The organism is Streptomyces sp. NPDC047841 (genome assembly GCF_040704085.1).
GTDB classification, from domain to species: Bacteria; Actinomycetota; Actinomycetes; order Streptomycetales; family Streptomycetaceae; genus Streptomyces; species Streptomyces argyrophylli.
Genome location: NZ_JBEYRP010000002.1, coordinates 107549 through 127743, shown reverse-complemented (window position 1 = coordinate 127743; position 20195 = coordinate 107549). Strand labels below are relative to the sequence as shown.

22 protein-coding genes and 3 tRNA genes are annotated in these 20195 nt (G+C 72.5%); 6 read left to right on the top strand and 19 right to left on the bottom strand.

Features of this window, described 5'->3' with window-relative positions; genetic code table 11:
- Positions 1 to 15: 15 nt before the first annotated feature.
- The 5 genes from AB0947_RS03150 to AB0947_RS03130 all read right to left on the bottom strand — a co-directional run bounded on the left by AB0947_RS03150 (position 16) and on the right by AB0947_RS03130 (position 1521).
- The gene (locus tag AB0947_RS03150; protein ID WP_171153717.1) at positions 16 to 444 is read right to left on the bottom strand and encodes a MaoC family dehydratase; all 429 of its coding nucleotides are present in this window, start codon (positions 442 to 444) and stop codon (positions 16 to 18) included.
- A gap of 7 nt (positions 445 to 451) precedes the next feature.
- Entirely contained in the window at positions 452 to 904 is a 453-nt protein-coding gene (locus tag AB0947_RS03145; protein WP_171153719.1) for a MaoC family dehydratase N-terminal domain-containing protein, read from the bottom strand.
- A gap of 170 nt (positions 905 to 1074) precedes the next feature.
- On the bottom strand, positions 1075 to 1239 hold the full coding sequence (gene rpmG / locus AB0947_RS03140; protein ID WP_003948671.1) for a 50S ribosomal protein L33: 165 nt from the start codon (positions 1237 to 1239) through the stop codon (positions 1075 to 1077).
- A 90-nt stretch (positions 1240 to 1329) separates the two neighbouring features.
- A tRNA-Met gene (locus AB0947_RS03135) sits at positions 1330 to 1402 on the bottom strand.
- Between the two features lie 46 nt (positions 1403 to 1448).
- Positions 1449 to 1521, bottom strand: a tRNA-Thr gene (locus AB0947_RS03130).
- A gap of 314 nt (positions 1522 to 1835) precedes the next feature.
- On the opposite strand from AB0947_RS03130, the gene AB0947_RS03125 reads away from it, so the two are divergent.
- A complete protein-coding gene (locus AB0947_RS03125; RefSeq protein ID WP_366748543.1) occupies positions 1836 to 3101 on the top strand; it encodes an amidohydrolase family protein in 1266 nt (421 codons plus the stop codon).
- 147 nt (positions 3102 to 3248) lie between these two features.
- Positions 3249 to 3905, top strand: a complete 657-nt coding sequence (locus AB0947_RS03120) for an NAD(P)H-binding protein (RefSeq protein ID WP_366748542.1) — start codon at positions 3249 to 3251, stop codon at positions 3903 to 3905.
- 115 nt (positions 3906 to 4020) lie between these two features.
- On the opposite strand, the gene AB0947_RS03115 is transcribed toward AB0947_RS03120, so the two are convergent.
- From AB0947_RS03115 to AB0947_RS03100, 4 genes are all read right to left on the bottom strand, one after another.
- Positions 4021 to 4233, bottom strand: coding sequence for a hypothetical protein (locus AB0947_RS03115; protein ID WP_366748541.1), 213 nt, complete (start codon positions 4231 to 4233; stop codon positions 4021 to 4023).
- Between the two features lie 62 nt (positions 4234 to 4295).
- The gene (locus AB0947_RS03110) at positions 4296 to 4520 is read right to left on the bottom strand and encodes a hypothetical protein (RefSeq protein ID WP_171153724.1); all 225 of its coding nucleotides are present in this window, start codon (positions 4518 to 4520) and stop codon (positions 4296 to 4298) included.
- Between the two features lie 44 nt (positions 4521 to 4564).
- Positions 4565 to 4921 (bottom strand): DUF6233 domain-containing protein, encoded by a 357-nt coding sequence (locus AB0947_RS03105; RefSeq protein ID WP_366748539.1) that lies wholly within the window; start codon positions 4919 to 4921, stop codon positions 4565 to 4567.
- 128 nt (positions 4922 to 5049) lie between these two features.
- Positions 5050 to 5131: transfer RNA gene (locus tag AB0947_RS03100), tRNA-Tyr, on the bottom strand.
- A gap of 234 nt (positions 5132 to 5365) precedes the next feature.
- On the opposite strand from AB0947_RS03100, the gene AB0947_RS03095 reads away from it, so the two are divergent.
- Positions 5366 to 5854: a YajQ family cyclic di-GMP-binding protein gene (locus AB0947_RS03095; RefSeq protein ID WP_356147287.1), complete on the top strand. Its 489-nt coding sequence runs from the start codon at positions 5366 to 5368 to the stop codon at positions 5852 to 5854.
- A 115-nt stretch (positions 5855 to 5969) separates the two neighbouring features.
- Here the strand turns inward: AB0947_RS03095 and AB0947_RS03090 are convergent, their stop codons facing one another.
- Positions 5970 to 6236, bottom strand: coding sequence for a GlsB/YeaQ/YmgE family stress response membrane protein (locus AB0947_RS03090; protein ID WP_361466213.1), 267 nt, complete (start codon positions 6234 to 6236; stop codon positions 5970 to 5972).
- Between the two features lie 158 nt (positions 6237 to 6394).
- Here AB0947_RS03090 and AB0947_RS03085 point away from each other — a divergent pair, with 158 nt between their 5' ends.
- Both AB0947_RS03085 and AB0947_RS03080 read left to right on the top strand, forming a co-directional pair.
- Positions 6395 to 7648 (top strand): amino acid permease, encoded by a 1254-nt coding sequence (locus AB0947_RS03085; RefSeq protein ID WP_366748538.1) that lies wholly within the window; start codon positions 6395 to 6397, stop codon positions 7646 to 7648.
- Between the two features lie 133 nt (positions 7649 to 7781).
- Positions 7782 to 8183, top strand: a complete 402-nt coding sequence (locus tag AB0947_RS03080; protein ID WP_366748537.1) for a YccF domain-containing protein — start codon at positions 7782 to 7784, stop codon at positions 8181 to 8183.
- Positions 8184 to 8569: 386 nt separating this feature from the next.
- Here the strand turns inward: AB0947_RS03080 and AB0947_RS03075 are convergent, their stop codons facing one another.
- Positions 8570 to 8953, bottom strand: a complete 384-nt coding sequence (locus AB0947_RS03075) for a hypothetical protein (RefSeq protein ID WP_366748536.1) — start codon at positions 8951 to 8953, stop codon at positions 8570 to 8572.
- 255 nt (positions 8954 to 9208) lie between these two features.
- Between AB0947_RS03075 and AB0947_RS03070 the strand changes: the two genes are divergently transcribed.
- The gene (locus AB0947_RS03070) at positions 9209 to 11800 is read left to right on the top strand and encodes an AAA family ATPase (protein WP_366748535.1); all 2592 of its coding nucleotides are present in this window, start codon (positions 9209 to 9211) and stop codon (positions 11798 to 11800) included.
- 31 nt (positions 11801 to 11831) lie between these two features.
- On the opposite strand, the gene AB0947_RS03065 is transcribed toward AB0947_RS03070, so the two are convergent.
- The 8 genes from AB0947_RS03065 to AB0947_RS03030 form a co-directional block, all read right to left on the bottom strand.
- Positions 11832 to 12287, bottom strand: a complete 456-nt coding sequence (locus AB0947_RS03065; RefSeq protein WP_366748534.1) for a hypothetical protein — start codon at positions 12285 to 12287, stop codon at positions 11832 to 11834.
- A 182-nt stretch (positions 12288 to 12469) separates the two neighbouring features.
- The gene (gene htpX / locus AB0947_RS03060; RefSeq protein WP_366748533.1) at positions 12470 to 13333 is read right to left on the bottom strand and encodes a zinc metalloprotease HtpX; all 864 of its coding nucleotides are present in this window, start codon (positions 13331 to 13333) and stop codon (positions 12470 to 12472) included.
- 178 nt (positions 13334 to 13511) lie between these two features.
- Positions 13512 to 15029, bottom strand: a complete 1518-nt coding sequence (locus AB0947_RS03055) for an NADH-quinone oxidoreductase subunit N (protein WP_366748532.1) — start codon at positions 15027 to 15029, stop codon at positions 13512 to 13514.
- The gene (locus tag AB0947_RS03050) at positions 15026 to 16654 is read right to left on the bottom strand and encodes an NADH-quinone oxidoreductase subunit M (RefSeq protein ID WP_366748531.1); all 1629 of its coding nucleotides are present in this window, start codon (positions 16652 to 16654) and stop codon (positions 15026 to 15028) included. Before AB0947_RS03050 ends, AB0947_RS03055 begins: the two co-directional genes overlap by 4 nt.
- A 6-nt stretch (positions 16655 to 16660) precedes the next feature.
- Complete coding sequence (locus tag AB0947_RS03045; protein WP_366748530.1) at positions 16661 to 18655, bottom strand: NADH-quinone oxidoreductase subunit L; 1995 nt, start codon at positions 18653 to 18655, stop codon at positions 16661 to 16663.
- Entirely contained in the window at positions 18652 to 19041 is a 390-nt protein-coding gene (gene nuoK / locus AB0947_RS03040) for an NADH-quinone oxidoreductase subunit NuoK (RefSeq protein ID WP_171153742.1), read from the bottom strand. The genes AB0947_RS03045 and nuoK overlap by 4 nt, the downstream gene beginning before the upstream one ends.
- Positions 19041 to 19637 carry an NADH-quinone oxidoreductase subunit J gene (locus tag AB0947_RS03035; protein WP_366748529.1) on the bottom strand — a complete coding sequence of 199 codons (597 nt, stop codon included), beginning with the start codon at positions 19635 to 19637 and terminating at the stop codon, positions 19041 to 19043. The genes nuoK and AB0947_RS03035 overlap by 1 nt, the downstream gene beginning before the upstream one ends.
- Positions 19634 to 20194: an NADH-quinone oxidoreductase subunit I gene (locus AB0947_RS03030; protein ID WP_366748528.1), complete on the bottom strand. Its 561-nt coding sequence runs from the start codon at positions 20192 to 20194 to the stop codon at positions 19634 to 19636. Before AB0947_RS03030 ends, AB0947_RS03035 begins: the two co-directional genes overlap by 4 nt.
- Position 20195 lies beyond the last annotated feature (1 nt).

The window sequence follows — 20195 nt, the reverse complement described above, 5'->3', positions numbered from 1 at the left end:
GCGGCAAGCGGGCCGTCAGGCGAGCCGTACGACCGCCCGGGACATGCCCAGCACCTTCTGACCGGCGCTCATCGCCGTCAGGTCCACCCGTACGGTGTTGTCGTCCAGCTTGGCCGCGACCTTGGCGCTGACCTCGATCAGGGCGCCGTGGTCGTCGTTCGGGACGACGACGGGCTTGGTGAAACGGACGCCGTACTCCACGACCGCGCCCGGGTCGCCGGTCCAGTCGGTGACCACGCGGATCGCCTCGGCCATGGTGAACATGCCGTGCGCGATGACGTCCGGCAGGCCCACCTCCTTGGCGAACTTCTCGTTCCAGTGGATCGGGTTGAAGTCCCCGGAGGCGCCCGCGTAGCGCACGAGGGTGGCGCGGGTCACGGGGAAGGTCTGCGCCGGCAGCTCGGTGCCGACCTCGACCTCGTCGTAGGCGATCTTCGCCGTCATCGGGTCCTCACGCCTCCTCGGCCGCGCGGGCCACGAGTTTGGTCCAGGCGGTCACGACGTGCTCGCCGGCCTCGTCGTGCACCTCACCGCGGATGTCCAGGATGTCGTTGCCCGCGAGGGACTTGATCGCCTCGATCGTGGAGGTGACCGTGAGCCGGTCGCCGGCGCGCACCGGGCGGGCGTAGGCGAACTTCTGGTCGCCGTGCACCACGCGGCTGTAGTCGAGCCCCAGCTGGGGGTCCTCGACGACCTGGCCCGCCGCGCGGAAGGTGATGGAGAACACGAAGGTCGGCGGGGCGATCACATCGGAGTGACCGAACGCCTTGGCGGCCTCGGGGTCCGTGTACACCGGGTTGGTCTCGCCCACCGCCTCGGCGAACTCGCGGATCTTCTCCCGGCCCACCTCGTAGGGCGCGGTGGGCGGGTAGGTCCGTCCCACGAAGGACTGGTCGAGCGCCATGGCCCGGCACCTCCTGATGTCTGCTGTGCTGGCCCCAAATTAGCCGGAAACCGGCCGCGGGACGCGCACGGGGGCGGCGCGGCGGGCGGGTACGGCGGGCTGGGTGCCGAGCCGGTGAAACGCCGTGAGGCCGCCCCCTCGGAAGGGGACGGCCTCACAGTCGAGCCTGATTATCGCGTTTCGCGGTGCGCGGTGTGCGCGTTGCAACGCGGGCAGTGCTTCTTCATCTCAAGACGATCCGGGTTGTTACGCCGGTTCTTCTTGGTGATGTAGTTCCGCTCCTTGCACTCCACGCAGGCCAGCGTGATCTTCGGGCGGACGTCGGTGGCAGCCACGTGAGTGCTCCTATGACGAACGGGTGGACTTGTTCAACGCAAGAAAGAGTAGCCGATCGAAGGACCGACCCCGCAATCGGCTACTGTCAGTAGCGGTGACCGGACTTGAACCGGTGACACAGCGATTATGAGCCGCTTGCTCTACCGACTGAGCTACACCGCTTTGATGAGATCAGCCCCCGCCTCGCGGCGGGAACCTCTCACACCAGAGCCCCAAAACGGAATCGAACCGTTGACCTTCTCCTTACCATGGAGACGCTCTGCCGACTGAGCTATTGGGGCGAGCGATGAAGACATTACACGGTCCGCAGCCGTTCACCCAAATCCGTATCCCGCCGCCCGGCGGAACCCTCCCCGCAGCGAACTCGACGGCCCCTCGGGCCCCTGGAGACGCGGCGCGATCACCGATCGCCCGCGCGCGTGAGCGGCCCGTGTGACCTCCGGGGCGGACCACGCCGGTACGACTATTGCGCTCCTCCGCGTCCCGCGCGGCTCGTCGTCCTAGGCTCGACTCACTCTGCGTGATCTTGGGGCGGTGGACGGCCCCGATTCCCCCACGCCAGCCCGCCCGCCCCCCGGCCCCCACCTGGAGCGCGATGCCCGACAGCCAGCCGCAGCCGCAACCGCCGTCGAACCCGTCGGGGTCCTCCGGGCCCTCCGACCAGGCCGCGCTCCTGCTCTGCGGGGCCCGCCTCACCGACGGCCGGACGGTGGACGTGCGGCTGGGCGGCGGGCGCATCGAGGCCGTGGGCACCACCGGCAGTCTCGCGCCGGGCCCGGCCCGCACGAGCGCCCCGCGCGTGGACCTGAGCGGCTACCTGCTCCTGCCGGCGCCGGCCGAACCGCACGCCCACGGCGACACCGCCCTGTCCGCCGAGCAGCCCGGCCCCGCGTCGTACGCCCCCGAGGACGTCCAGCGCCGGGCCACGGAGGCGGCCCTGCTCCAGCTCGGGCACGGGGCGACGGCGGTACGCGCGCACGTGCGCGTGGGCGACGTCCAGGGGCTCGGCGCGCTGGGCGCGGTCCTCCAGGCGCGCCGGTCGCTGCGCGGGCTGGCGGAGCTGACGGCGGTGGCGATGCCCCGGCTGCTGACCGGGGTTGCCGGGGCCGACGGGCTCGCGATGCTGCGGGACGCGGTGAAGATGGGCGCCGGTGTGGTGGGCGGCTGCCCGGACCTGGACCCCGACCCCACCGGCTACGTGGAGACGGTCCTGGAGGTGGCCTCCGAACACGGCTGCCCCGTGGACCTGCACACCGACGCCGCCGACCCGGCCCGGCTCTCCCGGCTCGCGGCGATGGCGGGGGGCCTGCGCCCCGGCGTGACGATCGGACCGTGCGCCGGTCTCGCGCGCCTGCCCGGCGATGCCGCCTCCCGCGTGGCCGACCAGCTCGCGGCGGCCGGGGTGACGGTCGTGTGCCTGCCCCAGGGCGGCTGCGGCGGCGCCGACCGGCGGGGCACCGCGCCGGTACGGCTGCTGCGTGCCGCCGGGGTGCGGGTGGCGGCCGGCAGCGGTGCCCTGCGGGACGTCTCCAACCCCGTCGGCCGCGGTGACCCGCTGGAGGCCGCGTACCTCCTCGCCTCCGCCCACGGCCTGCGCCCCGAGGACGCCTACGACGCGGTGTGCGCTTCGGCACGCGCGGTGCTGGGCCTGCCGGAGGTCCGGGTGGAAGCGGGCTTCCCGGCCGAACTGCTGGCCGTACGCGGTGACCACCTCCCCGGCGCGCTGTCCCTGGCCTACAGCCGGATCGTCGTCCACCGCGGCCGGGTCGTGGCCCGCACGAGCGCGGTCCGCGAGTACTGCAACTCAGCGGTCACGGCGGAACTGGGCCTGCCGCGACAGGGGCGGGGGGAGCTGTCCTGAGTGGGCGGCGGCACGGGTGGGTGCGGGAGCCGTCCGGGTGCCGCGAGGCCCCGCCCGCCGGCACCGCCTGACCACGCTCGTGGTGCTCCGGAACGCGGTGGTCGACTCGTGCGGCGGATGCGGCTCGCCGGGCGTACGGTCGGTTCCATGCGCATTGTCATCGCTGGTGGTCATGGTCAGATCGCGCTGCGGCTGGAGCGTGTGCTCTCCGCGCGCGGGGACGAGGTGGCGGGCATCATCCGCAGAGCCGAGCAGGGCGACGATCTGCGCGCGGCCGGCGCCGAACCGGTCCTGCTCGACCTCGAGTCCGCCTCGGTGGAGGAGGTCGCGGCGCACCTCCAGGGCGCGGACGCGGCGGTGTTCGCGGCCGGCGCGGGCCCGGGCAGCGGCGCGGCCCGCAAGGACACGGTGGACAGGGGCGCGGCGGTGCTGTTCGCGGACGCGGCCGTACGCGCGCGCGTGCGCCGCTTCGTGGTGGTGTCCTCGATGGGAGCGGATCCCGCGCACCGGGGGGACGACGTCTTCGACGTGTACCTGCGTGCCAAGGGCGAGGCCGACGCCTACGTCACCCGGCAGGAGGCTCTGGACTGGACGATCCTGCGCCCGGGCGCGCTGACGGACGACGCGGGCACCGGCCTGGTCCGGCTGGAGGCGCACACGGGGCGCGGCTCGATCCCCCGGGACGACGTGGCGACCGTCCTCGCGGAACTGGTGGACACGCCGGCGACGTCCGGTCTCACGCTGGAGCTGATCAGCGGTTCGACGCCGGTGTCGGTGGCGGTGAAGTCGGTGGCCGGGAACTGAGCGGGGCCGCCGGCCGTTGACCTGTCGGGCCCGCCTCGGCCCTCCTCGCCCTCCCCGCGCGCGTCCTGACGAGCCGTGGGAACCCCGCCCCGCCTGCCGCCGGCCCGTCAGGCCCTCAGAACAGCGGCAGCTGCCCGGGAAAGTCCGGCACGGCGTACCCGTCCAAGGACGGCTGCGCCGCCCCGAGTTGCGCCGGCTGTCGCGACCCGGCGCAGGAGACCAGTTCCCCGTTCTCCCGCGCCCCGGGCGGGTCGTGCCGTGCGAAGCGGCCCGCGACGACGGCGATGTCGCGGTGGCACACGGGGCAGGTTCTGCGTCGGGAGGACATGCCGTCAGTGTGCCCGAGCGGGCGGTCGACGTACCTCTCCCCCGGCGGCGACGGCGGTGTGATCAGGTCCGGGTCTCCGCCTCCCACCGCTCGGGGCCCACTCCGCGCCAGTCGATCAGCGGCGAGTCGGCCACCTCCTCCGGCTCGATCTCCAGCCCCGCCCGGCGAAGGAACTCCACCAGGTCCCGCACGTTGTGCGCGAGGCCGAGGATCTCGCCGTCCACCCGGACCCGGCGACCGCCGGTCGGGGACGGCAGGTGCACGATGATGGGACGTTTCCCGGCCATGGCTCCAGCATCATCCGGACCGGCCGGGCCCGCACCCGGGCCGGTCATTCGAGAATCCCCAGCGCGGTGTCCGGCCGGCACAGCGGGCACGCGGGGACTCCTTCCTCGGTGAGGGCCCGTACCGCCTGCTCCCGGCCGACGCCCTTGGCCCGCCCGCCGCCGGCGCCCGTACAGCCGCCGACGTGGACGTACACCGCGCTCCGGCCGTTGAGACCGCGCTCGACGGCCCACTCCGCGACGGCCCGCCGGGCGCCGGGACGGCGCTGCCGTTCGGCCTCCCGGCGTTCCTCGTCGGCGATCCACCGGTCCATCAGCGCGAGCTGCCTGGCGGCCTGGTGTTCGACGACGCGGCGGGCGAAGCGCAGCATGTCGAGACGCGTCAGCGGACGGTCCTCGTTCACACGTTCGATTCTAATGAGGTACGGGGCCGGGGCGCGACAGCGGTACCCCGATCCGCCGACACGGCGCTCCGGACAACGACGAAGGCCCCGTGATCCGCTTTCGCAGATCACGGGGCCTCGCTCCCGTGTGGCGGCGCCAGGATTCGAACCTGGGAAGGTAGAACCGGCAGATTTACAGTCTGCTCCCTTTGGCCGCTCGGGCACACCGCCGGGTGGTGCTGCCGCTTCGAACCCGCTTTCGGCGGGGCTCCCCGGCAACGACGTAAACAATACCCGATGCCCGGGGGTGCTTCGCCACCCGGTTGATCTCCGCCCGGCGGAGCACGGGGTGGCTAGGCTGGTGCGGATGCGGACCGGTTACTCCACCGTGCCCGGCGGTCGCCGCCGCGCACGCCGGCACGCACCCGATACGCACCCGCACCCCGATACAAGGAGCCACAGGACATGGCCGACTCCAGTTTCGACATCGTCTCGAAGGTCGAGCGGCAGGAGGTCGACAACGCCCTCAACCAGGCCGCCAAGGAGATCTCGCAGCGCTACGACTTCAAGGGCGTGGGGGCCTCGATCTCGTGGTCCGGTGAGAAGATCCTCATGGAGGCGAACTCCGAGGACCGGGTGAAGGCTGTCCTCGACGTCTTCCAGTCGAAGCTCATCAAGCGCGGCATCTCGCTGAAGGCCCTGGAAGCAGGCGAGCCGCAGCTCTCCGGCAAGGAGTACAAGATCTTCGCGTCGATCCAGGAGGGCATCTCCCAGGAGAACGCCAAGAAGGTGGCGAAGATCATCCGCGACGAGGGCCCCAAGGGCGTGAAGGCCCAGGTCCAGGGCGACGAGCTGCGCGTCAGCTCCAAGAGCCGCGACGACCTCCAGGCCGTCATCGCCCTCCTGAAGGGCAAGGACTTCGACTTCGCCCTGCAGTTCGTGAACTACCGGTAGGAACCACCGGCACAGAGAACGAAGGGTGGGCATCCCGCGCCCCGCGGCGCGGAACCGCGCGGTGCGGTGCCCACCCTCTCGTCTGCCGTACCCCGCCTGCCTCCGCGCCGCGCGGTCAGTCGCGTGAGTTGCCGAACAGGATCCGGTAGACGATCAGCAGCACCAGGGAGCCGCCGATGGCAGCGGCCCAGGTGGCACCGTCGTAGAAGTGCTTGCTGACGGGGTGGTCCAGCCAGCGGGCCGATATCCAGCCGCCGATGAACGCGCCCGCGATGCCGATGAGGGTCGTGCCGATGAAGCCGCCGGGGTCGCGTCCCGGCAGGAGGACCTTGGCGATGGCTCCGGCCAGCAGTCCGAGGATGATCCAACCGATGATGCTCATGCCGTGAACCTGCCCTTCCGCGCTGTGTCCGCACTGTCGGTTCCCTGGGAGTTCCGGCTCCCGGGCCCGCTGCGCGTCGTGCGCGTGTTCGTGCCGTGTCGATGAAGAGGACGTCACGGGGCCACCCGCCGGTTGCCACGATCAGTAGGGTGCGGCCCATGACACGGACCGATGCCCGGCTGCGCCGGACTCTGGGCGTGCGGGACGCCGTCGTCGTCGGACTCGGCTCGATGATCGGCGCCGGCGTCTTCTCGGCCCTCGGGCCGGCCGCGCGGGCGGCCGGGTCGGGGCTGCTGCCGGGTCTCGCCCTCGCCGCGGTCGTGGCCTACTGCAACGCCATGTCCTCGGCCCGGCTCGCCGCCCGTTACCCGGCTTCCGGCGGCACGTACGTGTACGGCAGGGAGCGGCTGGGCCCCTTCTGGGGATACCTGGCCGGCTGGGCCTTCGTGGTCGGCAAGACGGCCTCCTGCGCGGCCATGGCGCTCACCGTGGGCGCGTACGTGTGGCCGGGGCAGGCGCACACGGTGGCGGTCGCGGCGGTGGTGGCCCTGACCGCGGTCGACTACGGCGGGATCCAGAAGTCCGCGTGGCTGACGCGGGCGGTCGTCGCCGCCGTCCTGGCCGTGCTCGCGGCCGTGGTCGTGGTGTGCCTGACCTCCCCACGGGCCGGCGCGGGACGGCTGGACATCGGCCTGTCGACGGGTGCCGGCGGGGTGCTCCAGGCGGCCGGACTGCTGTTCTTCGCGTTCGCCGGGTACGCGCGGATCGCCACCCTCGGGGAGGAGGTGCGCGATCCGGCGCGCACGATCCCACGGGCGGTCCCGCTGGCCCTGGGCATCACGCTGGCTGTGTACGCGTGCGTGGCCGTCGCCGTGCTCGCCGTTCTCGGCGCGGGCCGGCTCGGGCAGGCGGCGGCGCCGCTGGCCGACGCGGTGCGGGTGGCCGGGGCGCCCGGGCTCGTGCCCGTGGTCCGGGCCGGAGCCGCGGTGGCCGCGCTGGGCTCGCTGCTCGCCCTGATCCTCGGCGTCTCCCGCACGACGCTCGCCATGGCGCGGGACGGGCACCTGCCGGGCGCGCTGGCGGCCGTGCACCCGCGCTTCGGGGTGCCGCACCGGGCGGAACTGGCCGTGGGCGCGGTGGTCGCCGTCCTGGCCGCGACGGTGGACGTGCGCGGCGCGATCGGCTTCTCGTCCTTCGGTGTGCTGGCCTACTACGCCGTCGCCAACGCCTCGGCCTGGACGCTGGGCGCGGCCCCGCGCTCGCGCGTGGTGCCCGCGGTGGGCCTGCTGGGCTGCGCCACGCTGGCGTTCGCGCTGCCCGCGGCCTCGATCGCCGTGGGCGCCGGCGTCCTCGCGGTGGGCGTGGCGGTCTACGGCGTACGGCGCCGGCGGCCGGGACGGCACCCGGGCTGACGTACGGGCGTACGCCCGCCTGCGCCCCACCGTGCGCTTCGCTCAAGGGCGGTCCACTTCCTCCTGAGCGCGTGATCCGCCGATACTGGGCGTAGCAGGCACGCCGACCGAGCTGCCTGGAGAGGTACCGGTCATGAAGGTGTTCAACCTGCTGCTCAACATCCTGTGGCTCGTCTTCTGCGGGCTGTGGATGGCGATCGGTTACCTGATCGCCGCCCTGATCTGCTTCGTCCTGATCATCACGATCCCGTTCGGCATCGCGTCGCTGCGCATCGCCGGGTTCGTCCTCTGGCCGTTCGGCCGTACCACCGTGCGGCGGCCCGGCGCCGGGGCGCCGTCGTTCGTCGGCAACGTCATCTGGATCGTCTTCGCGGGCTGGTGGCTGGCACTGGCCCACCTGATCACGAGCATCCCCCTGTTCCTGTCGATCGTCGGAATTCCCTTCGGCTGGGCGAACCTCAAGCTCGTTCCGCTCTCGCTCATGCCGCTGGGACAGGAGGTCGTACCCACGGACCAGGCGTTCGGCGGGCGCTGAATTCAGCCCGCCGTATCGCTCGGGCGGACTCCGTTCAGGCTGTCCACGAGCATCGCGGGCGGCGGATGCGGAGGCTCGGGAACCTGGACCAGGAAAGGCACGTACACCACTTCGCCGTGCCTGAACTCCGCCTTCCAGGAATTCCGGTAGCACACGACATCGTCCGGGTGGGCCCGCGTCGCATAGCACCGAGTCGTCGACTTCGCGGGTGAGCCGCTCGCTCCACGCGCCTCACCTGTCGCGGCGCCCCATGCGCCCAGCGTGACGCAGCAGGTCATCGCCGCCGCGAGACCGCCTGCACGTGAGGCCGCTTGCCGTGTTCTCATCAGCCTGCGACAGTCCGGCGGCCAGGGAGCTTCGGGCACCCGGCCGCCGGACTCTCAAGTTCAGCCGTTGTTGTTGTTATTGTTGTTGTTCCCCCCACCGCCATTGTTGTTGTTATTGTTGTTGTTGTTCCCGCCACCGCCGTTATTGTTGTTGTTATTGTTGTTGTTCCCACCTCCGCCGTTGTTATTGTTGTTATTGTTGTTGTTCCCACCCCTACCGCCGTTGTTGTTGTTATTGTTGTTGTTGTTCCCGCCCCTGCCGCCGTTGTTGTTATTGTTATTGTTGTTGTTGTGGTGGTGTCCGCCGTGGTCGCTCGGTGCCACCGCGTGGATTCCGGTGGGTGCCGGGGCGGCGAAGGCGCTCGACGGTGCCAGGGCGCCTCCTGCGGCCAGAGCTGCCGACGCGGCTATCAGGGCCGCGCGCTTGGCGTACTTCTTCGCCATGATGTTTCCCTTCCGTGGGCATGGACGTCCCGGATCGCAGTCCATTTCGGGGGTGAACTCTCCGGCCAGCATGCCCAGCCGTGGTCGGCGGGCGCATCGGGTGAGCACCCCAAGTTCCACCCGCCTCACCCCACTTCCGACCCCGGCACACCCCAGATGCCGCCCGGCAGCCCACGACAACGCTCCACCAGCGCGGGGCTCTTGATCGGTCTGGATCTTTTGCGCGGCTCCCGGCGCGGGGGGAAACTGCTGGTGATGGACCTTCTAGAGCGAGAGGCCGTGCTACAGGACCTCGCCGGTCACCTGAAGGCAGCCGTGAGCGGCCCTGGACGCCTGGCCCTTGTCCGCGGCGAGGCCGGCATCGGTAAGACCGCCGTCGTCCACCGTCTGGCCCAGCTGGCCGACCCCCACGTCCGCGTCGTGATCGGCGCTTGCGACCCGCTCGCCACACCGCGGCCCCTGGGCCCCCTGCTGGACCTGGCGCCGCGCCTGGGCCGGGAGGTGCGCACCGCCCTGACGGGCACGCTGACCGGCACCGGCCGTTCGGACGAGGTCTACGACTGCCTGCTCGCCGACCTCAGCGCGTACCCCAGCCTGCTGGTCGTCGAGGACGTCCACTGGGCCGACGAGGCCACGATGGACCTGCTGCGGTACCTGGCCCGGCGCCTGCCGGACGTTCCGGCGCTGGTGCTGGCCACGTACCGTGACGACGAGATCGGCCGCACCCACGGCCTGACCGCCCTCCTCGGCACCCTCGCCGGCTATCCGTGGGTGTACCGGCACGATCTCGCCCCCCTGAGCCGCGAGGCCGTCGCCCGGCTGGCCACAGGGCGCACCGTGGACGCCGAGCAGCTGTACCGCCTCTCGGCCGGCAACCCGTTCATGGTCGCCGAGATCCTGGCCGCGCCCGCCGAACCCGTTCCCGCCACGGTGCGCGAGGCCGTCGCGGGCCGCCTGGCGGGACTGTCGGGCCCGGCGCGCAAGGTGGTCGACGTCCTGGCCGTCCTGGGCACCCGGGTCCCGCTGCCCCTGCTGGCCGGTATCCTGCCGGCCCCGGAGGAGGCCCTGGACGAGGCCGCGGCCTGCGGAATCGTGCGGACGCACGGGCAGGTGACGGAGTTCCGCCACGAGCTGACCCGGCTGGCGGTGCAGGAGGCCGTGCCGGCCGCCTACCGCCTGCGGGTCCACCGGCAGGTGCTGGCGGCGATGCGGTCCGGGCCGGTCTCCGCGGAGGACCTGCCGCTGCTCGCGGATCACGCCGACGGCGCCGGGGACCCTGCCGCCGTGTTGGAGTACGCGCCCGCGGCGGCCGTCCGTGCCGCCGCGCACGGCGCGCACCGGGAGGCCGCCGCCCAGTACGCCTGTGCCCTGCGGTACGCCGACCGCCTGCCGCCCGAGCGACGGATCTCCCTGCTGGAGGGCCACTCCCAGGCCTGTCTGCTGTCCAGCCGGCTGGACGAGGGGATCGCTTCGCGCCGTACGGCGGTGTGGCTGCGCCGTGCGCTCGGCGACCGGTTGCGCGAGGGGGACGACCTGCGCTGGCTGTCCTGCTGGTTGTGGCCGGCCGGCCAGGCCGCCGAGGCCAGGCGGACCGGCCTGGACGCGGTGCGGGTGCTCGAAGGGCTCCCACCGGGCCGCGAGTTGGCGAGGGCGTACCTGAACCTCTGCCAACTGGCCTGCTACGGGCACGAGGGCGCGGCGGTGGTCGCCGCCCACGCCGAGAAGGCGATCGCGCTGGGCGAGCGCTCCGGCGATCCGGGAGTCCTCGTCCAGGCACACTTCCATGCCGCGGCGGCGCGCGTGCTGGGCGAGGGGCGCGGCTGGGAGGAGTGCGAGCGGGCGGTGTCCGACGCGGAGGCGCGGGACCTGTCGCCCGACACGGGCCTCATGACGCTCGTCCTGTGCTGGCTGGCCGCGTTGCGGCGGGACACCGCCCGCTCGACCGCCGCCGTGGGCCGGGCCGAGGCCTACTGCCTCGATCACGGCCTGCCGGCCTACCTGCTGTGCGCGAGGGCCTGGGGCAGTTGGGGGCTGCTCCACCGGGGCTTGTGGCCACAGGCCGCCGATGCCGCGGAGAAGGTCCTGTCCCACCCGGGCTCGCCGCCGGCCGCCCGGGCCCTCGCGCTGACCGCGCTGGGCCTGGTGCGGGCCCGCCAGGGCAGGCCCGAGGTGTGGCCGGCGCTGGCGCAGGCGGCGGGCCTGGTCGATGAGGGCTGCCTGCTGGACACGGGCCTGGGGTGGGAGGCCCGGGTCGAGGCGGCCTGGCTGGCAGGTGATCAGGAGCAGGTCCAGGCCGAGGGGCGGCGCGGTCTGGCCGCGCTCGGGGAGCGTACCCATCCCTGGCTGTCCGGTCCCCTGGCCTGCTGGATCCGCCGTGCCGGAGGAAAACCTCCGCGGGTCCCGGCGGCCGGACCGTACGCGCTGGAACTTGCGGGCGACTGGGCGGGCGCCGCGGCCCGGTGGGACGGGCTCGGCTGCCCGTACGACGCCGCGCTGGCCCGTCTGTCCGGTGACGCGCCCGCGCTGCGCCAGGCGCTGGCCGCCTTCGAGGCCCTCGGGGCCCGGCCGGCCGTGGCTCGCGCCCGCTCCCTGATGCGGGTCCGCGGTGTCCGCCCGGTCCGGCGGGGCCCGCGGCCGGCCACCCGGGCCAATCCGTACCGGCTCACCAACCGGGAGATGGACGTCCTGAAACTGCTGGACGAGGGCCTCTCGGACGCCGAGATCGCCGCCCGCCTCTACATCAGCCCGAAGACCGCGGGGCACCACGTGGGCGCCGTACTGACCAAGCTCAACGTCCACACCCGGCACGAAGCCGCCCGCAAGCTCCACCACCCCGGGCGCGGATAGGGCTTCGCGGCGGATTCGTCATCTCAACATCTCAACTGAATTTGCAGTTGAGGTTCTGGCTGCCGGTGAAGGTGTTGTTCCCGTGGGCGGCCTGTCCCGTCGGGTTGCAGATCTGAAGGAGCGGCGGGACGCCGAGGAGCGAGAGAAGTCCCCCGCCGCCTTGCGTCTGAGGCCCGGCGAGGATGTTGTTGTTGTTGGTGTTGTTATTCGTGTTCCGGTCCCCGTTGTTGTTGTTATTGTTGTTGTTGTTCACCCCACCGGCGTTGTTGTTGTTATTGTTGTTGGTATTGTTTTTCGTGGTGGTGTTCGTGGTGCTCTGCGTGTCGGCGCCCCCCTGCGCCCCGCGGTAGGGGGCCTGGAGCAGCGACGTGACGCCCAGGCGGGACAGGAGTCCCGCGTCGCCGTGAGCCTGTGCGCCGCCGGCGCTGAGGAGCACCAGCGTGATCGCGGCGGTACTGATCGTGGCGAACCGCTTGGTGAACTTCACTCGGCCAACCTTTCGTCGTCCCTGGTGCCGCATTCCCAGAGCACAGGATGGCGAGGGCGCGCCTCGGACAATCCCCAGGCGCGCGGTGACGCCCGCGTTTTCCCCCGGACAGCCTCAGGGTTTGCCGCGGATTATCGAGTGGGGAACAGCGGTCGCCTGAACGACGAATACGGATGCGGTCTTCACCGGTCGCCGCCCGCCATCTTCTCGAGCCGGGCGATGCGCTCCGCCATCGGCGGGTGCGTGGAGAACATCTTGGACAGCCCCTGGCCGGGGCGGAAGGGATTGGCGATCATCATGTGGCTCGCCGTCTCGATCCGGGGCTCGGGGGGCAGCGGCAGTTGCCGGGTGCCCGTCTCCAGCTTGCGCAGGGCGCCGGCCAGGGCGAGCGGGTCGCCGGTGAGCTGGGCGCCGGAGGCGTCCGCCTCGTACTCCCGCGAGCGGCTGATGGCCAGCTGGATCAGGCTGGCGGCGAGCGGGCCGAGGATCATGATCAGCAGCATGCCGAACAGTCCGGGGCCGTCGTCGTCGTCCGAGCGGCCTACCGGGATCAGCCAGGCGAAGTTGACCAGGAACATGATCACGGAGGCGAGCGCGCCGGCGACCGAGGAGATGAGGATGTCCCGGTTGTAGACGTGGCTCAGTTCATGGCCGATGACGCCGCGCAGCTCCCGCTCGTCCAGCAGGCACAGGATGCCCTCGGTGCAGCAGACGGCCGCGTTGCGCGGGTTGCGGCCCGTGGCGAAGGCGTTCGGGGCCTCCGTCGGCGAGATGTACAGCCGGGGCATGGGCTGGCGGGCCTGCGTGGACAGTTCCCGCACCATCCGGTAGAGCGCCGGCGCCTCGAACTCGCTGACCGGGCGGGCGCGCATCGCGCGCAGGGCCAGCTTGTCGCTGTTCCAGTACGCGTACGCGTTCGTGCCCAGAGCGACCAGGACCGCGACGACGAGTCCCGCGCGGCCGAAGAAGCTGCCGATGACGATGATGAGTGCGGACAGTCCCCCGAGGAGTACGGCGGTCCTGAGCCCGTTGTGCCGGCGGTGCACGGTGCGTCCTCCAAGTCGTGCAGCTGGGGAACACTCTGATCCAGTGGACCCTCCCGCTGGTGACAACGCCAGGCGACGGCCCCGAGTTCCCCGGTGCGTACGGCGGAGCGGCGCGGCCGTACGGGTTCGGCCGCGCGCGCGTGCCGGCACGAGTGCCCCGCGCGCGCGTGACGACTCCTCAGAACAGTCCGCCGGCCGCGAAGCGGAGGACGAGCTGGGGTGCTCCGGAGAGGGCGACGGCGAGGACCCCGGTGACGGCGAGGGCGGCGGTGACGGGCGCCGGGACACGGTGCCGGGCGGGCTCGCCCTCGGGTGCGCGGAACAGCAGGGCCGTCCACTGGAGGTAGTAGAAGAGGGCGATCACGACGTTGACGGCCATGACGACCGCGAGCCAGCCGAGGCCCGCGTCGACAGCCGCCGAGAACACGGTGACCTTGGCGAACAGGCCGATGACGCCCGGCGGCAGCCCGGCCAGGCACAGCAGGAAGAAGGCCAGCAGGAGGGCGCTGAGCGGGTTGGCGGCGTACAGGCCCCGGTAGTCGCTGATCCGGTTCAGGGCGCGGCCGCGGCCCACCAGGGCGGCCACCGCGAAGGCGCCGAGGTTCACGGCGGCGTACATCAGGGCGTACGCGACCGTGGAGCCGATCGCCTTCTGGGCGTCCTTGGAGTACCCGGCGGCGGCGATCGGCACCAGCAGGTAGCCGGCCTGCCCGACGGAGGACCAGGCGAGCAGCCGTACGGCGCTGTACGCGCGCGTGGCCTGCTGGCGCAGGGCCGCGACGTTGCCGACGGTCATGGTCAGGGCGGCCAGGGCGGCGAGCGCGGGCCCCCAGACGTCGGCGTACGACGGGAACGCGACGACCGTGACGAGGATCAGGCCGGAGAAGCCGACGGCCTTGCCGACGACGGACAGGTAGGCGGCGACGGGCAGGGGCGCGCCCACGTAGGTGTCCGGCACCCAGAAGTGGAAGGGCACGGCGGCCGTCTTGAAGGCGAAGCCGACGAGGGTGAGGACCACACCGGCCTGGGCGAGGGTGTGCAGCTGTCCGCCGACGTGCGGGAGGCGCTGGGCGACCTGGGTGAGGTAGAGGGTGCCCGTGGAGGCGTAGACGAAGCTGATGCCCATCAGGCTGACCGCGGTGGCGGTGACCGAGGACAGGAAGAACTTCAGGGCGGCCTCGGAGGACCGCTTGTCGCCGTGCCGGATGCCGACCAGCGCGAAGGCCGGCAGGGAGGCGACCTCCAGGGCGACGATCAGGGTGGCCAGGTCCCGGGAGGCCGGCAGCAGGGCGGCACCGGCCGCGGAGGACAGCAGCAGGAACCAGAACTCGCCCGCGGGGACGCGCCGCCGGTCGTCGTCCAGGTGGGTGACGGACAGCAGGGCGGCCAGCAGGGCGCCGCCCAGGACCAGGAACTGGATGACGAGGGTGAAGCGGTCGGCGGTGTAGCTGCACGCGCGCGCGGGGCCGGTGAGGCAGAAGGTGCTGCGGTCGCCGTCCAGGAGGGGCAGGAGCAGCAGGGCCGCCGCGGCGAGGCCCGCGACCGAGATCCAGCCGAGCACGGCCTTGCGGGCCTCCGGCAGGAACAGGTCGGCGACGAGGACGGCCAGCGCCACGACGGCCGCGAGGGCGGGCGGGGCGATCGCGAGCCAGTCGACGGACTGGACCAGCGACTCGGCAAGCGGCTGGGCGCTCATCGGGTGCCTCCTGCGAGGAGCTGCTGCACGGCCGGGTCGGTCAGGCCGAGCAGCGCCTTCGGCCACAGTCCGGCGAGGACGGTGAGGGTGACGAGCGGGGTCCAGGCGGCGAACTCGTACCCGTGGACGTCGGCGAGCTTCGGCACCTCGCGCTCCGCGCCCCCCATGCAGACGCGGCGGACCACGATCAGCATGTACGCGGCGGTCAGCAGGGTGCCGAACGCGCCGATCGCCATGAAGGTGAGGAAGGCGGGGCGGCTGAGGCCGGCGGCGGGCCGGAACGCCCCGAACAGGGCCAGCATCTCGCCCCAGAACCCGGCGAGTCCGGGCAGCCCGAGGGAGGCGACGGCACCGAAGGCGAGCAGACCGCCGAGGCGCGGGGCCCTGCCGTACAGGGCGGCGCCGGTCTGGAACCGGTCCGGCGCGGCGGAGCCGCTCGGTGAGGGGTGGTGGCCGGGCGACGAGTGGGCGAGGGTGTCGAGGTCGGTGGTGCCGGTGCGGTCCTTCAGGGCGCCGACCAGGAAGAACAGCAGGCCGGTGATGAGGCCGTGGGCGATGTTGGCGAACAGGGCGCCGTTGACGCCGGTCGGGGTCATGGTGGCGATGCCGAGCAGGACGAAGCCCATGTGGCCGACGGAGGAGTACGCGATGAGGCGCTTGAGGTCGCCCTTCGCGCCCCGCTTGGCGAGGGCCAGGCAGGCCAGGGACCCGTAGACGATCCCGACGACGGCGAACGCGGCGAGGTACGGCGCGAAGGTGTGGAAGCCGTGCGGCGCCACCGGCAGCAGGATGCGGACGAACCCGTACGTACCCATCTTCAGCAGGACGCCGGCCAGCAGGACCGAACCGACGGTCGGCGCGGCGGTGTGGGCGTCGGGCAGCCAGCTGTGCAGCGGCCACATCGGCGCCTTCACCGCGAGCCCGATCCCGATCGCCAGCACGGCGATGACCTGCACGGACGCGGTGAGTGACCGGCCGTTGTCAGTGGCGAGTGCCACCATGTCGAACGTGCCCGCCTTGATGCCGATCAGGAGCAGGCCGAGCAGCATGACCACGGAGCCGAGCAGCGTGAACAGGATGAACTTCCACGCGGCCCGGGTCCGGCCCTCGCCGCCCCAGCGGGCGATGAGGAAGTACATCGGGATGAGCACCATCTCGAACGCGAGGAAGAACAGCAGCAGGTCGAGGACGGCGAAGGTCGCGAGGGTGCCGGACTCCAGCAGGAGCAGCAGGGCGACGAACGCCTTCGGGGACGGGCCCGACGGCGGCTTGGAGTAGGAGTAGAGCGCGCAGAGGAAGGTCAGCAGCGCGGTCAGGACCAGAAGGGGGAGGGAGATGCCGTCGGTGCCGAGGTGGATCCGCACGTCGAGTGCGGGGATCCAGCTGATGTCGGTCGTGGCCTGCATCTTCGACGGGTGGTCGTGGTCGAAGCCGAGCGCGAGGACGATCGCGGCGATGAGGACCGCGCCGGTCACGGTCACGCCGTGCCGGAGCACGGCCTGCTCGGGCGACTTCCCCTTCAGCCCGGGCGGGGCCGGGAGGAGAGCGGCGACGGCGCCGAGGAGCGGGCCGGCGACGACGAATGCCAGAAGGAACTGCATCACGGACTCGTTGATATCGATCACGCCTGCTCACACTCCCGTGGCGACGAGGAGGACGGCGACCGCGAGGACGACGGTGCCGGCGAGCAGCGCGCTCACATAGGTCTGCACGTTGCCGGTCTGGGCGCGCCGCACGGCGGCCCCGAGCAGCCGGGGCAGGGCGGCGGCGCCGTGGACGTAGGTGTCGACGACCTCGCGGTCGAGGAACCGGACGAGACTCGCTCCGGCCTGGACCGGGCGGACGAACAGCGCCGAGTACACGGCGTCCAGATGGAAGCCGGCGGCCGCGTGCCGGTGCAGCGGGCCGAGCAGCAGCCGTGCCGGGTCCGCCGGGTCGGGGGCGTAGGCGATGTCGCCGTAGGCCGGCTCGTGGGAGGCGATGGCCTCGGCCTCGACCAGTCCGGCGTCCCCCTCGGGGTGGGCGGCGACCGCGCCGAGCGGGACGCGGGCGGCCGGCGCGGCCGTGCGCTGCCAGACGCCGTAGGTGAGCAGCCCGCCGGCCAGGGCGAGGCCCGTGCCCAGGACCGAGGTGAGCAGGGTGGGGGTCAGGGCGCGGCCGTCGAACCAGCCGGGCAGCGCGCGGTAGGCGAGCCCGCCGAGAGCGAGGGAGGGGACCGCCAGGACCCAGAGCACCACGGTCATCGTCAGCGGCTGGCGGCCGTGGTCGGGGGCCTCGGCGCCCCGGCCGCGGAAGGCCAGCAGCCACAGCCGGGTGGCGTACGCGGCCGTCAGCACGGCGGTGACCAGGCCGGCGACGAGGACGATCCAGCCGGCCGCGCCGGGGGCGTGCTCGGTGTGGCCCGAGGTCACGTGCTCGGCGGCGCCGAGGACGGACTCCTTGGAGAAGAAGCCGCTGAAGGGCGGGATCGCGGCGAGGGAGAGCAGCGCCACGGTCATCGTCCAGTAGGCGTCCGGGATGCGGTCGCGCAGGCCGTGCATGCGGGACATGGCGGCCAGCGAGTTGGTGCCGGCGGCGTGGATGACCACGCCGGCCGCGAGGAACAGCAGCGCCTTGAAGGCGCCGTGCGTGAGGAGGTGGAAGACGGCGGCACCGCGGTCGCCGACGGCGAGGGCGCCGGTCATGTAGCCGAGCTGGCCGATCGTCGAGTAGGCGAGGACGCGCTTGATGTCGTCCTGGGCGAGCGCGGCGAGACCGGAGCCGGCCATGGTGACGGCGGCCATGACGGCGAGGACCACCATCGCGGCCCGGGAGGCCTCGAAGAGCGGGAGGAGACGGGCGGTGAAGTAGACACCGGCGGCGACCATCGTCGCGGCGTGGATCAGCGCCGAGACGGGCGTCGGGCCCGCCATCGCGTCCGGGAGCCAGGTGTGCAGCGGGAACTGCGCCGACTTGCCCGCGACGCCCGCGAGCAGCAGCAGCGCGATCACCGTCGGGTGGCCGATGCCGCCGCTCGCGACGGCGCCGAGGACCCGGGTGATGCGGAACGAGCCGGCGTCGGCGCCCAGCGCGAACAGGCCGATGAGGAACGGCACGTCGCCGAGCTTGGTGACCAGGAAGGCCTTCAGGGAGGCGGCGCGGGCCTCGGGGGTCTCCCAGTAGTGGCCGACCAGGAAGTAGGAGCAGATGCCCATGACCTCCCAGCCGACCAGCAGCACGATCAGGTCGCCGGAGTAGACGACCAGGAGCATCGCGGAGGTGAACAGGGAGACGAGCGCGGCGTACGAGGGGTAGCGCGGGTCGTCCCGCAGGTAGCCGGTGGAGTAGATCTGCACGCAGGCCGCGACGAACGCGACCAGGACGGCGACGAGCGCGGCGAAGCCGTCGATGTGCAGGGCCAGCTCGATCGGCACGGATCCGGTGGGCGTCAGCTCGGTGTGGGCGTCGACGGCCGCGTCACCGCCCTGCCGCGCGGCGACCAGCGCGGCCAGCACCAGGGAGGCCAGCGGCGGCAGCACGGCGAGCGGGCGGACGAACCCGGGGGCGGTGCGGCCGAGGAGCAGGCCGGCCGCGGCGCCCAGGAACGGCAGGAGGGGGACGAGGACGGCGAGGGTGGTCGTGGTCACGCGGTGGCCTCAGCCTTCCCGGCCGCGGGGGTGCCGGGGCCCTCGGTGCCGGGACCGGCGGCGTCGGGGCCCTCGGCGGTGTCGCGGAGCTTGTCGATGTCGGAGGTGCCGCGGTTGCGGTGGACGGCGAGCACGATCGCCAGGCCGATGCCGATCTCGGCGGCGGCGATGGCGATGGTGAACAGGGTCAGGGCCTGGCCGGAGTGCAGGGTCTCCTTCGCGGCACGGCTGAGCCAGACGTCGAAGGCGACCAGGTTGAGGTTGACGGCGTTGAGCATCAGCTCGACCGACATCAGGACCAGGATCGCGTTGCGGCGGGCGAGGACGCCGTACAGGCCGGTGCAGAACAGGAGGGCGGAGAGTACGGCGGGGTAGGCGAGGTGCATCAGCGGGCGCCTTCCTTCCCGGGGGCCGCGGGGCCGGCGTCGGCCCTGGCCTTGCGGGACAGGACGATCGCGCCGACCAGCGCGGCGAGGAGCAGCACGGACAGGGCCTCGAAGGGCAGCACCCAGTGCCGGAACAGGCTCGCCCCGGTGACCTCGGTGGTACCGGCGGCCGGGCCGCCCAGGTCGATCCAGGTGGCCCTGAAGGCGTCGACGACCACCCACACCAGGGCGACGGCGGCGGCCACCGCGACCGTGAGGGCGGCCCAGCGGTTGCCGGAGTCGGCGTCCGGGGAGCGGCCGATGGGGGCCTTGGTGAGCATGAGGCCGAAGAGGAGGAGGACGACGACGGAACCGACGTAGATCAGGACCTGCACCCAGGCGATGAACTCGGCCGTGAGGAGCAGGTACTCCACGGCGAAACCGCCGAGCGCGACCACCAGCCACAGGGCGGCGTGCACCAGCTGCCGGGTGGTGACGGTGACCAGCGCGGCGCCGAGGGTGACCAGTCCGACGAGCAGGAACGCGATCTCGACGCCGGTCGGGGACAGGAAGCCCGGTGTTCCGGAGGCGGCCACCGTGGTTGCGGCGGGGGTCACGACTCCCCCTCCCGCGGCTCGGCCGGCACCGCCTGGGCGGCGGCCAGCTTCTCCGCGGTCTTGCGGGCGGCGGCGATCTCCTTGGGCTCCTCCGCGCCGGGGTCCAGGGCGGGCGGGGCCGGCACGGTCCACATCCACTCGCGGAGCTTGTCCCGCTCGTGGGTGAGGTCGCGGATGTCGGTCTCGGCGTACTCGAACTCCGGTGACCAGAACAGGGCGTCGAAAGGACACACCTCGATGCAGATGCCGCAGTACATGCACAGGGAGAAGTCGATGGCGAACCGGTCGAGGACGTTGCGGCTGCGCTCGCGCCCGCCGGGGGCGGCGGGCGGGACCGTCTCCTTGTGCGAGTCGATGTAGATGCACCAGTCCGGGCACTCCCGGGCGCACAGCATGCAGACCGTGCAGTTCTCCTCGAACAGGCCGATGACGCCACGGCTGCGGGGCGGGAGTTCGGGCAGGACGTCCGGGTACTGCTCGGTGACGTGTTTCCTGGTCATCGTGCGGAGGGTGACGGCCAGGCCCTTGGCGAGGCCGCTGCCGGGAATGGGGGCCATG